This window comes from Halorientalis persicus (assembly GCF_900110215.1).
In the GTDB taxonomy this organism is placed as follows: domain Archaea; phylum Halobacteriota; class Halobacteria; order Halobacteriales; family Haloarculaceae; genus Halorientalis; species Halorientalis persica.
This window is the reverse complement of record NZ_FOCX01000007.1, coordinates 50,843-63,540: the sequence shown is the minus strand read 5'-3', so window position 1 is coordinate 63,540 and position 12,698 is coordinate 50,843. Positions and strand designations below refer to the sequence as shown.

Genomic DNA, 12,698 nt, shown 5'->3' with positions numbered 1-12,698 from the left:
CGCACTAAGTTGCTAGCGGTGACTCCCGTCGGCGAGCCATCGACCGCGAGCGAGCGCCGTCCCTTATCCGTCCTAGTATGCTAACAATATTCCATACAACATTCAGCACAATGCTTATATTTGCCAACGGCTCCCATACGGGTGAGACGCGACGGACGTGGTGTGATGGCACACCACGGCCGCGCGTGAACACAACAATGGCAGAACCAGCAGAACGGATCGATACCGAGATCGACGAGAAGTACGGCGAGTTCGAGACCGACGACGGCGATTTGATCGTCTACGACCGCGACGCCAAGGCGGCGTGGATCCAGTCGAACACAGTCTCGCCGGTCGAGCAGTAACTATCCTTCCAGTTCGGCCGTCAGCGACCGGAGGCGCTCGATCCGGCGGCCGGTGCTGGGGTGGGTTCGCACGTCGAGCGTGAACCCCTCATTCTCGGTGTCCGATCCGAATTCCTGGGGCAACAGACACAGGTGTGCCAGGGCTTCGCTCCGCCGGGCGTCGGTCGACGGTCGGTCGTGTCCGTCGAGTCGTTCCAGCGCCAGCGCCAGCGACGCCGGATCGCCCGTCAACAGCGCCCCGGCGCGGTCGGCCGCGAACTCCCGGTCGCGCGCGAGTCGCCCGGCCAGCACTGTCGCGGGAACGGCCAGAATACCGACCACGATCCCCCCGAGCAGGAGACAGGCAAACACCAGCGCGACGTAGCGGGCCGCGTACGCCGCGCTGAACAGTGGCGCGTCCACGACCGCGGCCGCCAGCGGATAGCCGACCACGAGACAGCCGAGCCACGTCGCGACCCCCGTCGCGGTCCGCGGGCGGACCAGCGCGGTCCGGTCCTCGACCAGCGCCGGGAGGAAGGTGGCGAGCGTCAGCACCGCGGCGTCCCGGTTGGCGACGTGTGCGAGTTCGTGGGCCAGCACGGCGTCCAGCAGGTCGCCGTCCAGTTCCGCCAGCAACCCCGTCGTGACCACCAGTGTCGACCCGGTGAGGCCGCCGACGGTGAAGCTGTTGGGGGTGTCGCTGTCGACGATCGCCACCGCGGGCGGACACAGGTCGGCCAGCGTCGCCAGTCGGCGGACGCGCGCGAGCAAATCGGGGTGGCTCGCCTCGGTCGCGGGTGTCGCATCGACGCTGGCCAGCAGTCGCCGTCGCGCGTACCACAACTGAGCCGCCGCCAGAACGGTGACCCCCGGAACGAGGACGGCGAGCCACCGGACCGCCGGCGGGAGCGAGACGCCCAGCGCGGCCGCGGCTGTCCCGAGCGGTGCCAGCCACGGCACCAGCAGGGCGGCGAGCAGACCGGCCACCAGCAGGTCGACGAGCACGATTGCCGCGAGGGTCGTCCCGATCCGCCGGGTCAGCGTTCGGTCCGTGCTGGAGGGCACATCCCAAACCATATGATCGAGTGACAAGTACCTCCCGGTAACAGTGGTCCCCGACGCAGATCGGGTGGGGCCAGTCGCCCTCGCGGCCCTCGCCGTTTTCCTCGCCGCCGCCCTCCTGCCCGCGGCTGGGTTCGGAAGCGTCCCGTCTCCCACGCCCAGCGGGGCCGGCGGGGGCGCGGGTACGGACCCGCTCGTCGCGTTCCTCGGTGGCCTGAGCGACGCGACCGCGCCGAGCGGCGACCCACCGCCGGAACCGCCCGGGGAGCCCTCGACACCCACGCCGACCCCGACGCCCACGCCGGAGGACTCGACCGCGGCCGCCGACTCGACGGGTGGGGCCGGCGGTGGCCCGCTCGCCCTCGTCGCCGGCGTGTTCCTCGTCGCGATTCTGATCGTCGCGGTCGCCCTCGAAGGGAAGGCCCGCGACTGGCCGGGTCTGGGCCGGTTGCCGATCCCGGCCGTGTCCGTGTTCTCGGTGCCACAGGCGGTCGCACAGGGGACGGTCGCGTTTCTCGTCCGCGTCTCGACCGGCGTTCCGCGGGTCCTCGGCGATCTCGGAGCTGTCACCGGCGCGTTCACGCGCGGGACGGGAAGCGCCCTCGCCGGCATCGGTCGAACGCTCGCGGACGTGACCGCTGCCGTCTCGCGGGGGCTGGCTGCCGTGGTCGTGGCGATCCCGCGGGGCCTGGCCGGTGTGTTCGCCGGTGCGCGCGACAGCGACGCGACGGCCCCGGACCCGACGCCCGACCCGGCTCCGGACGGCGAGGTCGAGGCGGGCGACGAGCCGTCGCCGGCCACCATCGAGGCGGCCTGGCTGGCGATGGTCGAGGCGCTCCCGGTCGAGCGGCCGGAGACGAAGACGCCCGGCGAACTCGCCGCCACAGCCGTCGAGGCCGGCCTCCCGGCCGGACCCGTCGAACGGCTCACCCGGGCCTTCCGCCGCGTGGCCTACGGCGGGTACCGCCGGACCGAGGACCGGACCGAGCGGGCGCTGGCCGCCGTCCGGCGGATCAGGCGGGCGCTGGAGGGTGACCGATGACCCGGCGTCGGCTCCTGTCCGCCGTCGGTGTGGTCGCGCTCGGGCTGGCCGTCGCCGTCGCCGCTGCGCCCGTCCCCGCAGTGATCCGGGGAACCGTGGCGAACGCGTCCGTAGCGACGGTCGTCTTCGGGACCGCGGCGTTGCTCGCCCTCCTCGGGATGGCGGGACTCGTCTCGACGGACTGGCTGGCACGGCTCCGGCCCTCGGGCCGTGAACGCGGTGCGGTTCGCGGTCGGTTCGACGTGAACGGCGGTCCGTTCAGCATCCCCTCGTCGACACCGCCCGACCCGGCCGGGACCGCCGAAACGGACGAGGCCGACGACGAGCAAGAGCGCGACGTTCGGGTCGCCGGCGAGTCTGTCGACGAGGCACTCTCGCGGCTGGCGGCCCCGAAGCGCCGCGAGTCGTGGTCGATCAACGACGACCGCTGGGAGGTCCGCAGTCGCGTCCGGGGCGTGGCCGAGACCGTGCTGGTCGAACACGACGGGCTGGACCCGGAGACGGCGAGTGTCCGTCTCGACGAGGGTACCTGGACCGACGACCCGCGGGCCGCGGCGTTCCTCGGCGACGCGACACCGCCGCCGGCCGTGCGCGTCGTGGACTGGCTGAGCGGTCGCCCCTTCGAGCGCCGCGCCCGGGCCGCAGTCGCGGAACTGGCCGCGCGGGCCGACGCCGACACGGAGGTCGAGATCGCGTGACCGAGGGGTCTGGCGGCGAGCCGGGTTTCGACCCGCTCTCGGCCGCCGTCCCGGCAGCGCTGGTCGTCACCGCAGTCGGCGTCGCCCTCGGGAGCGTCACCGTCCTGCTAGGGGCTGTCGTCCCGCTGGGCTACGCGGCGTCCGCTCGCCTGCACGCGCTTCCCGAGCCCGACCTCGCCGTCGAGCGGTCGGTGACGGAGGATCGGCCCCGACCCGGCGAGGCCGTCGCGGTGACCCTCTCGGTCGCCAACGTCGGCGAGGCGGCGCTTCCCGAGGTCCGGATCGCCGACGGTGTGCCCGACGCGCTCACCGTCGTCGACGGCGACACCGCCTGCTGTACCAGCCTCCGCCCGGGCGAGGAGACGACGCTCACCTACACCGTCCGCGCGCGGCGGGGTGAGTTCGTGTTCGACGGTCCCACGATCACGGTCCGGTCGGTCGGCGGCGGCCGCGAGCGCCGCCTCGACGCCGGCGTCGGGACGACGGTGACTTGCGAGACGACCGCCGACGCGTTCCCCCTGACCGAGGCGGCGACCGCCGCTACCGGTCGCATCGAGACCGACGCCGGCGGCGAGGGCGTGACCTTCGCCGCGACCCGGCCCTACCGGCTCGGCGACCCCGTCGGGCGGGTCGACTGGAAGCGCTTCGCCGCGACCGGGGAACTGACGACCGTCGAGTTCCGCGAGACGCGGGCGGCGACGGTGCTGTTCGTCGTCGACACCAGCGCGTCGGCTCGCACCGTTCCCCGCCCCGGCGACCCGACGGGACTCTCGCTGTCGACCGAGGCGATCACCAGGCTCGCGGGGACCTTGCTCGACGGACGCAACCACGTCGGCGTCGCGACCCTCGGGAACCGGACCGCCTACCTCCCGGCCGCGGCCGGCCGCGAGCAGGCCGTCGCGGTCGAGCGGTTCCTCGCCGACGGCGACGCGGTCGACGCCGTGTCCCTCACGACCAGGGCGACGCTGGGCGACGATGCCGTGGATCGGGCGCTCGACCGGGCGCTGGCCGACCTCACCGAACGGATTCCCCCGGAGACGCAGGTGGTATTCTGTTCGCCGCTGTTGACCGACGACGCCGTCGACGTGGCCGAGCACTTCCGGGCGCGCGACCACTCCGTCCTCGTCGTCAGCCCGGACGCGACTGCGGGCGCGTCGACCGGTGGCACCCTCGACCGCCTCGACCGGGACGTGCGGCTCCGGCGACTCCAGCGGGCCGGTGTCCGGACGGTGGACTGGTCGCGCGACGACGCGCTCGAAGCCGCCTTCGAGCGGGCCGCCGCGGGGTGGTCGGGGTGACTGGCCACGCCACGCGGTTCGGCCGGCGAGTCGCGCTCGCGGTCGCCGTCGTCGCCGCGCTGGGACTCGGGACCGCGGTCGGGTCCCCACTGTCGGTGTTGGTCGGCGTCGGCGGCGCGTTGCTGGTGGCCCGGAGTGCCGCGGCGCTCGCCAGTGACGCGACTGCGATCCGGACCGCCGGGAGCCTCGGCCTCGCCGTCGGTGGCCTCTCGCTCCTGTGGCCGCTGGGCTACGGGCTGTTCGCCGGTGGGCTGGCGGTCACGGTCTGTGTCTCGCTGGCCGTGCTGGCCGTCGGCGTCGACGCCGTCGCCGGCGACGTGACCGCGCTGGGTCGGCACCTGGTCAGGACGACGGTTCACTCGGGGCTCGTCCTCTTTCTGGTCGCGATGGGCGGCGTGCTGGTCGCGGCCGGCGTCGTTCCGGCGACCGGCAGTGCGGTCGCGGCCATCCCACCGTTGTCGGCCTGGCCGTCGCTGGCGCTCCTCGTCGCGCTCCAGTTGCAGGCGCTCGCCGTCGTCCTCGCGCTCGACCTGGCGACGGTGGTTCTGGAGTCGTGGGTCGGCGACACGACCGACAGGATCGATGGCGTCCTCGCCGATCTGGCCCACCTCGGCGTGTCGCTCACAGACGTGTCACGGTGGTACTGGGGAGCGCTGTCCGTGCAGTTACTGCTCCTGTCGCTCGTCCCCCGGCAGTTCGACGCCGCGCTCGCCGCGCTCCCGGTCCTGGGCGCGGTCGTTCGTATCACGCTCGCGTCGGGCGTGTTACACCTCTCGCTGGCGGTGGTCCTGTGTCTCGTCCTCGCCGTCTTGCTCGGCGAGGTCGGCCGACGACTCCTCGTCGGGTGGCTGGCACCGAGCCCGCCCCACACGCTGGCGTACGCCGCCGGCGGGGTCGCTGTCTCGCTGGTGACGGTCGTTATCGTCGCCGTCCCGGGGTCGCTCGCGAGTTTCGGCCTGGCGGCTGCGCCGCCGGCGGTGGTCGCCGTCGCCCCGCTGGTCGTGCTGGCGGCGCTGGTCGCGGTCCTGCTCGTGTCCGGCGCGATGGCGGTGCTGGTCCGGTTCCGGAGCGTCCCCGACGGTGCCCCCGGGTTCGCGCTGGGGGCAGCGCTGCTGGCCGTCGGTGCGCTGCTGGCCGCGCCGACCGTCTTCCCGCCGATCGCGTTCGCCGGCGTGGCCGCGGCGTTCGTCGTCTGGGACGTGGGCGCGACCGCAGCTGACCTCGGGCGAACCGTCGGGCCGGACGCGCCGACCCAGCGCGGTGAGTTCGTCCACGCCGCGGCGTCGGTGCTGGTCGGGGGCGTCGCCGTTGGCCTCGCGTGGGCCGCGCTCTTCGTCGTCGGACCGCTGACCGCCGCGATCCCGCGCTGGCGGGCGACGCTCTCGCTCGCCCTCGCGTTGTCCGCGATCGCTGCGTTCGGCTTCGCGTTGTTCGACTAGCGCTTCTCGGCGTACTCCTCCATGGCGGCCCAGAATGGGTCCCGTCCGGGGTGGTCTCGCTCCTCCCCGTCGACGACCAGCCCCGACCCCGCGACGACCTCGCCCACGTCGGCGGCCGGAATCCCCTCGTCGTCGAGGGCCGCGAGTACGGTGTCCACACCCGACGGATCGACCGTCGCCAGGAGCGTCCCCTCGCTGATGGAGATCCAGGGATCGATCTCGAAGAACTCGCAGGCCTCGACGACGCCGGGCTGGACCGGCACCGCGTCCTGCTCGATCTCGATGCGGACCTCGGCCGCACGCGCCATCTCGAACAGGCCGCCGTAAATCCCACATTCGGTGGCGTCGTGCATCGCCGTCACCGGCCCCGCCGCGGCGGCCGTCAGTGCGTCCCTGACGGGACTCATGTCGTAGAAGCGGTCCTGTGCGGCCTGCAGCGTGTCGGCGTCGACGGCCTCGGCCAGCAGGGGTTCGTACTGGATCGAGAGCAGGCCGGTCGCCTCGATGGCCGGCCCCTTCGTGACGATCACGCGGTCGCCCTCACGGGACCCGTCGGGCCGAACCAGGTCGTCGGGATCACCCACCGCGAGCGGCGTCCCGCCGCCGACCATCGGGTAGTTACAACCGGCGTACCGGCCGGTGTGGCCCGTGACGATCGACACACCGAGGTCGCGGGCCTCCTCGTCGAAGGTCGTCCAGACGGTCTCGAACTCCTCGTCGGTGATCTCCGGCGGGAGGTTGAAGTCGACGCTGAGGTGCGTGGGCGGGATCCCCGAGACGGCCACGTCGCTCATGAGGATGTGGAAGGCGAACCACGCGGCCCGCTCGAAGCCCAGCGAGGGCATGACGAACACGGGGTCGGTCGCCATCGCGACGACCTGCTCGCCGATCCGGATGGCCCCGAAGTCCACGCCGTGTTGTGGCCCGAGGATCTCGTCGTCGCGGTCGGCCCCGAGGTGTGGGTAGATGTGCGCGTCGAAGAAGTCCCGGTCGACCTTGCCCAGGTCTGTCATACAGGGTGGTACAACCCGGTGGGCTTAGCGATGACGGTGGGTGCCCTCCCGGCGTGGGCCCGAACCGTTCCGTTTTCCCGCTTTCGGGCCCTGGAACGACTATGTCCGACGCCACCGGCGACGACCGGATCACCGTCTACTCCGACTACGTGTGTCCGTTCTGCTATCTCGGCCGGCACTCGCTGGCCCAGTACCAGGACGAGCCCGAGGCCGCCCTCGTGATCGACTGGCACCCCTTCGACCTCCGGGCCGGCAAGCGCAACCCCGACGGGAGCATCGACCACGACGTGGACGACGGCAAAGACGAGGACTACTACGAACAGGCCAAAGAGAACGTCCGTCGCCTCCAGGACGAGTACGACGTGGAGATGGATCTGGACCTCTCCCGCGACATCGACTCGCTTGCCGCCCAGATCGCCTCGGTTCGCGTGCGCGACGAGTACGACTACGAGACGTGGCTCGACTTCGACTGGGCGATCTTCGAGGCGCTCTGGACCGACGGCCGCGACATCGGCGAACCCGACGTACTGATCGACCTCGCCGGGGAGACCGGCGTCGACCCCGACGACGTTCGCGCGGCCCTCGACGACGAAGACCTCCGCGAGCGCGTCCGCTCGCTGTTCGACGACGCGAAAAATCAGGGTATCAGCGGCGTGCCGACCTTCGCTTACGACGGGTACGCGGCCCGCGGTGCGGTCCCGCCCGAGCAGTTGCGACGGCTGGTCGAAGGGACCTAGAGGTCCTCGTCCTCGGAGCGAAGCGGTTCGCTCAGGCGGTCCTCGGTCTCTTCTTCGAGCTTGTACCGCTGGACTTTCTGGGTGGCACTCCGGGGGAGTTCGTCCACGAAGAACACCCGACGGGGGTGGGCGTACGTCGGGACGTAATCCAGCGCGAACTCCCGGAGCTCCTCCTCGCTCACCTCGGTCCCCTCCGAGAGGACGACGTAGGCCACCGGTGCCTCGCCTTTCACCTCGTGGGATGCGCCGACCACGGCGGCCTCCTCCACGTCGGGGTGTTCGTAGAGGGCGTCTTCGACCTCGGCGGGGTAGATGTTCTCCCCGCCGGCGATGATCATGTCGTCGGCGCGGTCGACGATCCAGAAGTAGCCGTCCTCGTCGACGCGGGCGATGTCTTTCGTGTAGAAGTAGCCCTCGTCGTCGAACACCTGTTCGTTCTTCTCCGGGCGATTGTAGTATCCCTCGAACACGTTGGGCCCCCGGATCGCGATCTCGCCGGTGACGCTCGCTTCGTCGTCGAAGTCGAGGTCGTCGTCGGGGAACGGCTCCAGCTGGTCGGTCGATACTTTCGTCTCCCGTGTCCCTGGATCGACGAGTTTGATCTCCACCTCGTCGAGGACGGGCCCGACACAGCCGGCGGCTTTCCGGACGCCACGGGAGGGCTCGACCGTGCCGGCGGGGCTGGTCTCGGTCATTCCCCAGCCCTCGACCATCGGCACGTCCCACTCGTCCATGATCTCTCGCCGGGTCGCGTCCGCGAGGGGCGCGGCCGCGCAGGTGACCGACTCCAGGCTCGACAGGTCGTACTTCTCGGGGTTCTCGCGGTACTCCCGGAACATCATCGTGTACATGGCGGGCACGCCCGCGAAGTTGGTCACGTCGTTGTCCTGGATGCCGTTCAACATCGGCTCCGGTTCCGGTTGGGCGACCAGCACCATCGTCGACCCGCTGTACAGCCCGGAGCCGAGCAGGGCGTTCAGCCCGTAGATGTGGAAAAGTGGCAAGACGAGCAGGAAGGTGTCGTCCGGATCGAGTGGGAGGCCGCCGTTGTCGTACGCTTCGATGGTCGACAGCAGGTTCTCGTGGGTCAACTGCACACCTTTGGGCTTGCCCGTCGTTCCGCTGGTGTAGGGCTGGACCGCTACGTCCTCGAAGTCGCGGTCGACGCCCTCGGCCTCGCGGTCGAACGTCTCCGGGTGGTCGGCGATGGCGTGGGAGTAGTTGACCACGCCCTCTTCGGAGACGCCCGGCAGGAACAGCGTCCCGACCTCGGCGGCCGCCGCCAGGTTCTGGACCTCGTCGGCCAAAAACGGCGAGCCAAAGAGCACGTCGATGCCCGCGTCCTGGATGACGAACGCCAGCGTCTCGGGGTCCATCCGGAGGTTCAGCGGGACCGGGATCGCACCGGCCTTGAGCGTCCCGAAGTAGCTCTTGGGGAACCGCGGCGTGTTCGGGATGAACAGGCCGACACGCTCGCCCGGCTCGACGCCGTGGTCGACGAGCATGTTCGCCACCTGGTTGGCCTCCGCTTCCACCTCGCCGAAACTCGTCTCCAGTCCCTGGAAGACGAACGCTGTTTGCTCCCCGTACCGGGACGCTGCCATCGCCGGCAGGTCGCCCATGTGTGACAGTTGGTCACCATTGTAATACTCCATGCCTGTCATCATCTCTCTCACACACCATAAGCGAGGGGGGCCACTCACACGGCCGAAGGTCACTGTCCCAGGTCGGCGGCCGCCGCCCGCAGGTCCTCGCGGGTGTTGACGTTCCGGAGCGATTCGAGCGTGGCGTGGGCCTCGATCTCCGCCTCGGGAACGAACACCCAGTCGAGGTCGTTCAGGGCGGCGAAGACCGCCCGCTGGTCCCGGGCGAGCGCGACCTCACAGGCCGTGACGGTCGCGTCGGTGCGGTAGACCGCCTGCAGGGGTTGATCGCGCCCGTCGACCCGCGGGACCGCCGCGTCGTGATCCTTGGCCCGCTCGAAGAGGTGCTCGACCAGCGCGGCCGCGACGAAGGGCATATCACAGGCCACGACGACCGCGAACTCGGTCTCGACCGCGCGCAGGCCAGTCAGGATGCCGGTCATCGGTCCCCGATCGGGCTCGTCGTCCTCGGCGACGGTCACGGGATGCTCGTAGCCGGACAGCGCCTCCGCGATGGCCGCTCGCTGGTCGGGCCGGCAGTTGACGACCAGTCGGTCGGTCACGGGCGCGAGGCGGTCGGCGACCCGCCGGATCATGGGCGTGCCCGCGAGGTCGGCGACGGCCTTGTCGCCGTCCCCGAAGCGCGTGGAGTACCCGCCGGCGACGATCACGCCCGTTCGCATGGCCGGCGGTACGAACGGGGCCCACAAGAACCCCGTCCCGAACGACCGACTGCGACCCACTGGCTATCCGGAGGGCATATGCCGTCCGCGACACTGCGGTCGCCCATGGACGCGGCGCTTGGCCCACCCGAGACGATGCAGGACAGGGCCGACGAGCTGACGCCGATGATGTCGCAGTACTTCGAGCTGTGCTCGGCGTACGAGGACTCGCTCGTCCTCTTTCAGGTGGGGGACTTCTACGAGGCCTTCTGTGACGCCGCCGAGCGGGTGTCGCGACTCTGTGAGATCACCCTCACGAAGCGGGAGGACTCGACCGGCGAGTACCCGATGGCCGGCATTCCCATCGACAACGCCGAGAGCTACATCGAGACCCTGCTGGACGCGGGCTACCGCGTGGCCGTCGCCGATCAGGTGCAAGAGCCCGAGGAGACCACCGGCGTCGTCGACCGCGCGGTCACCCGGGTCGTCACGCCCGGCACGCTCACCGAGGACGAACTGCTCCGGACCGACGACAACAACTTCGTCGCCTGTCTCGCTCGCTCGGGGGACCGGTTCGGCCTCGCGCTGCTGGACGTGTCGACTGGCGATTTCTACGTCACCAGCACGACCGACGAGTCCGCCGTTGCCGACGAACTCGGTCGCTTTGCCCCTGCCGAGGCCGTCGTCGGCCCCGACGCGTCGACCGATCCCTTCGACGAGGACTGCATGGTGACGCCCCACGACCGGAGTGCCTTCGAGGGAGACAGCCCCGAACGGCTCGTCGAGTCGTACTTCGGTGGTCCGGGGACAGTCCTCGGGAACGCCGCGGAGGTTCTGGCCTGCGGTGCCTTGCTGGACTATGCGGAATATACCAGGGGTGCGGAGAGCGACGACACCGACGGCGAGCGCGGCCGGCTGGACTACCTGAACCACGTCACGCGCTACGATCCGCGGGAGTATATGCTGCTGGACCGGGTGGCCCTGGAGAGTCTGGAGCTGTTCGAGCGCCGGGCGGTCCACGGCCGTGCGGGGGCGACGCTCGTGGAGGTCTTGGACGAGACCGCCTGCGCGCTGGGGGCCCGTGAGCTGAAAGACTGGCTCCGGCGACCGCTGATCGAGCGCGAGGCTATCGAGGCTCGTCACGACGCGGTCGGCGAACTCGCCGGCGACGTGCGGACCCGCGAGCGCCTGCACGATCTCCTGCGGGACGTGTACGACGTCGAGCGGCTGATATCCCGGGTCTCACGATCCCGTGCCAACGCTCGTGATCTGCGGTCGCTGAAAGACACCCTCGACGTGGTACCCGAGATCGAGGCTGCCCTCGAGGACGCCGACTGCGCCACGCTCCGGGCGATCCGAGCCGATCTCGACGCGCTCGACGAGATCCGGGACCTGATCGGGCGTGCAATCCGCGCGGAACCGCCCATCGAGGTCACCGAGGGCGGCGTCATCGCCGAGGGGTACGACGAGCGACTGGACGACCTCAGAGAGACCGAGCGCTCCGGCAAGGAGTGGATCGACTCGCTGGAAGCGCAGGAACGGGAACGGACCGGCATCGACTCGCTGAAGGTGGGCCACAACTCCGTCCACGGCTACTACATCGAAGTCACGAACGCCAACCTCGATTCGGTGCCCGAGGACTACACCCGCCGCCAGACCCTGAAGAACTCCGAACGGTTCTACACGCCCGAACTCAAATCACGGGAAGACGAGATCATCCAGGCCGAACAGCGCGCGGACGACCTCGAATACGACCTGTTCCGGGAGGTCCGGGACACCGTCGCCGCCGAGTCCGAACGCGTCCAGGCGCTGGCCGACACCCTCGCCCGCCTCGACGTGCTGGTTTCGTTCGCCACCGTCGCCGCCGAGTACGACTACGCCCGCCCGACCTTCGTCGACGACCCCAAGCGGACGGTGATCGAGGGCGGTCGCCACCCGGTCGTCGAGCGCACGCAGGAAACGTTCGTCCCCAACGACACCCGCCTCGACGCCGACGACTGCTTCGCCGTCATCACCGGCCCCAACATGAGCGGGAAGTCGACCTATATGCGCCAGGTGGCGCTGATCCAGCTCCTGGCCCAGGCCGGGAGTTTCGTCCCCGCGGCCGACGCTTCCCTCTCGCTCGTGGATCGGGTGTTCACTCGCGTCGGTGCCAGCGACGACATCGCCGGCGGGAAGTCGACGTTCATGGTCGAGATGACCGAACTCGCCGACATTCTGGACGACGCCACCGACCGCTCGCTGATCCTCCTCGACGAGGTGGGCCGGGGCACCAGCACCACTGACGGTCTCGCCATCGCCCGTGCGGTGACCGAACACGTCCACGACGAGATCGGCGCGCGGACGCTCTTTGCCACCCACCACCACGAACTCACCGATGCCGCCGACGACCTCGACGGCGTGTTCAACCTGCACTTCCGGGCGGATCAGGACGGACAGGACGTGATATTCGACCACGAGATCCGCGAGGGCCCCGCCGCCGCCTCCTACGGCGTCGAGGTCGCCCGCGAGGCCGGCATCCCCGACGCCGTCGTCGACCGCTCCCGGGAACTGCTCGACGTGGACGGCTCAGACAGTGCCCACGAAAGAAAGGTGGCGACGAACGGGCATCGGCCGGCCGCGACGAACGGCGCGGCGGCCGAAGACGGGTCCGCGGACGGCGACGAGACGGTCGACGCCGACCTCGCCGAGACCATCCGGGAGCAGAACCTCGCGACGACGACGCCGATGGAAGCGCTGGCGCTGCTACAGGAGCTTCAGGAGCAGGTCGAAGACGGCTGA

General features: G+C 70.5%; 11 protein-coding genes. 7 read left to right on the top strand and 4 right to left on the bottom strand.

Annotated features, from left to right (window positions below):
• Positions 1–197: 197 nt before the first annotated feature.
• The gene (locus tag BMX17_RS26045; protein WP_170845373.1) at positions 198–344 is read left to right on the top strand and encodes a hypothetical protein; all 147 of its coding nucleotides are present in this window, start codon (positions 198–200) and stop codon (positions 342–344) included.
• Here BMX17_RS26045 and BMX17_RS09620 read toward each other — a convergent pair whose 3' ends face one another.
• Entirely contained in the window at positions 345–1,388 is a 1,044-nt protein-coding gene (locus BMX17_RS09620; RefSeq protein WP_244514973.1) for a M48 family metalloprotease, read from the bottom strand. It lies immediately after the preceding gene.
• Positions 1,389–1,431: 43 nt separating this feature from the next.
• Here BMX17_RS09620 and BMX17_RS09615 point away from each other — a divergent pair, with 43 nt between their 5' ends.
• From BMX17_RS09615 to BMX17_RS09605, 4 genes are read left to right on the top strand one after another with little or no spacing between them, the layout of a single operon-like run.
• Positions 1,432–2,427 (top strand): DUF4129 domain-containing protein, encoded by a 996-nt coding sequence (locus BMX17_RS09615; RefSeq protein ID WP_092659408.1) that lies wholly within the window; start codon positions 1,432–1,434, stop codon positions 2,425–2,427.
• Positions 2,424–3,125 carry a DUF7269 family protein gene (locus BMX17_RS26040; RefSeq protein ID WP_170845372.1) on the top strand — a complete coding sequence of 234 codons (702 nt, stop codon included), beginning with the start codon at positions 2,424–2,426 and terminating at the stop codon, positions 3,123–3,125. Before BMX17_RS09615 ends, BMX17_RS26040 begins: the two co-directional genes overlap by 4 nt.
• The gene (locus tag BMX17_RS09610) at positions 3,122–4,423 is read left to right on the top strand and encodes a DUF58 domain-containing protein (RefSeq protein ID WP_170845371.1); all 1,302 of its coding nucleotides are present in this window, start codon (positions 3,122–3,124) and stop codon (positions 4,421–4,423) included. Before BMX17_RS26040 ends, BMX17_RS09610 begins: the two co-directional genes overlap by 4 nt.
• Positions 4,420–5,862, top strand: coding sequence for a DUF7519 family protein (locus tag BMX17_RS09605; protein ID WP_139203459.1), 1,443 nt, complete (start codon positions 4,420–4,422; stop codon positions 5,860–5,862). The genes BMX17_RS09610 and BMX17_RS09605 overlap by 4 nt, the downstream gene beginning before the upstream one ends.
• On the opposite strand, the gene BMX17_RS09600 is transcribed toward BMX17_RS09605, so the two are convergent.
• Positions 5,859–6,875: an AIR synthase family protein gene (locus tag BMX17_RS09600; RefSeq protein ID WP_092659402.1), complete on the bottom strand. Its 1,017-nt coding sequence runs from the start codon at positions 6,873–6,875 to the stop codon at positions 5,859–5,861. The genes BMX17_RS09605 and BMX17_RS09600 overlap by 4 nt on opposite strands.
• Positions 6,876–6,976: 101 nt before the next feature.
• Between BMX17_RS09600 and BMX17_RS09595 the strand changes: the two genes are divergently transcribed.
• Positions 6,977–7,612, top strand: coding sequence for a DsbA family oxidoreductase (locus tag BMX17_RS09595; protein WP_092659400.1), 636 nt, complete (start codon positions 6,977–6,979; stop codon positions 7,610–7,612).
• On the opposite strand, the gene BMX17_RS09590 is transcribed toward BMX17_RS09595, so the two are convergent.
• Both BMX17_RS09590 and mobA read right to left on the bottom strand, forming a co-directional pair.
• Positions 7,609–9,267 (bottom strand): class I adenylate-forming enzyme family protein, encoded by a 1,659-nt coding sequence (locus tag BMX17_RS09590; RefSeq protein ID WP_092659398.1) that lies wholly within the window; start codon positions 9,265–9,267, stop codon positions 7,609–7,611. The genes BMX17_RS09595 and BMX17_RS09590 overlap by 4 nt on opposite strands.
• A 59-nt stretch (positions 9,268–9,326) precedes the next feature.
• Positions 9,327–9,938 carry a molybdenum cofactor guanylyltransferase gene (mobA, locus tag BMX17_RS09585; protein WP_092659396.1) on the bottom strand — a complete coding sequence of 204 codons (612 nt, stop codon included), beginning with the start codon at positions 9,936–9,938 and terminating at the stop codon, positions 9,327–9,329.
• Positions 9,939–10,043: 105 nt separating this feature from the next.
• Between mobA and mutS the strand changes: the two genes are divergently transcribed.
• The gene (mutS, locus tag BMX17_RS09580) at positions 10,044–12,698 is read left to right on the top strand and encodes a DNA mismatch repair protein MutS (protein ID WP_092659394.1); all 2,655 of its coding nucleotides are present in this window, start codon (positions 10,044–10,046) and stop codon (positions 12,696–12,698) included.

Coding starts and splice junctions, on each gene's coding strand:
- BMX17_RS26045 (WP_170845373.1), top strand. CDS start 198: ATGGCAGAACCAGCAGAACGGATCGATACCGAGATCGACGAGAAGTAC.
- BMX17_RS26040 (WP_170845372.1), top strand. CDS start 2,424: ATGACCCGGCGTCGGCTCCTGTCCGCCGTCGGTGTGGTCGCGCTCGGG.
- BMX17_RS09600 (WP_092659402.1), bottom strand. CDS start 6,875: ATGACAGACCTGGGCAAGGTCGACCGGGACTTCTTCGACGCGCACATC.
- BMX17_RS09595 (WP_092659400.1), top strand. CDS start 6,977: ATGTCCGACGCCACCGGCGACGACCGGATCACCGTCTACTCCGACTAC.
- BMX17_RS09590 (WP_092659398.1), bottom strand. CDS start 9,267: ATGGAGTATTACAATGGTGACCAACTGTCACACATGGGCGACCTGCCG.
- mobA (WP_092659396.1), bottom strand. CDS start 9,938: ATGCGAACGGGCGTGATCGTCGCCGGCGGGTACTCCACGCGCTTCGGG.
- mutS (WP_092659394.1), top strand. CDS start 10,044: ATGGACGCGGCGCTTGGCCCACCCGAGACGATGCAGGACAGGGCCGAC.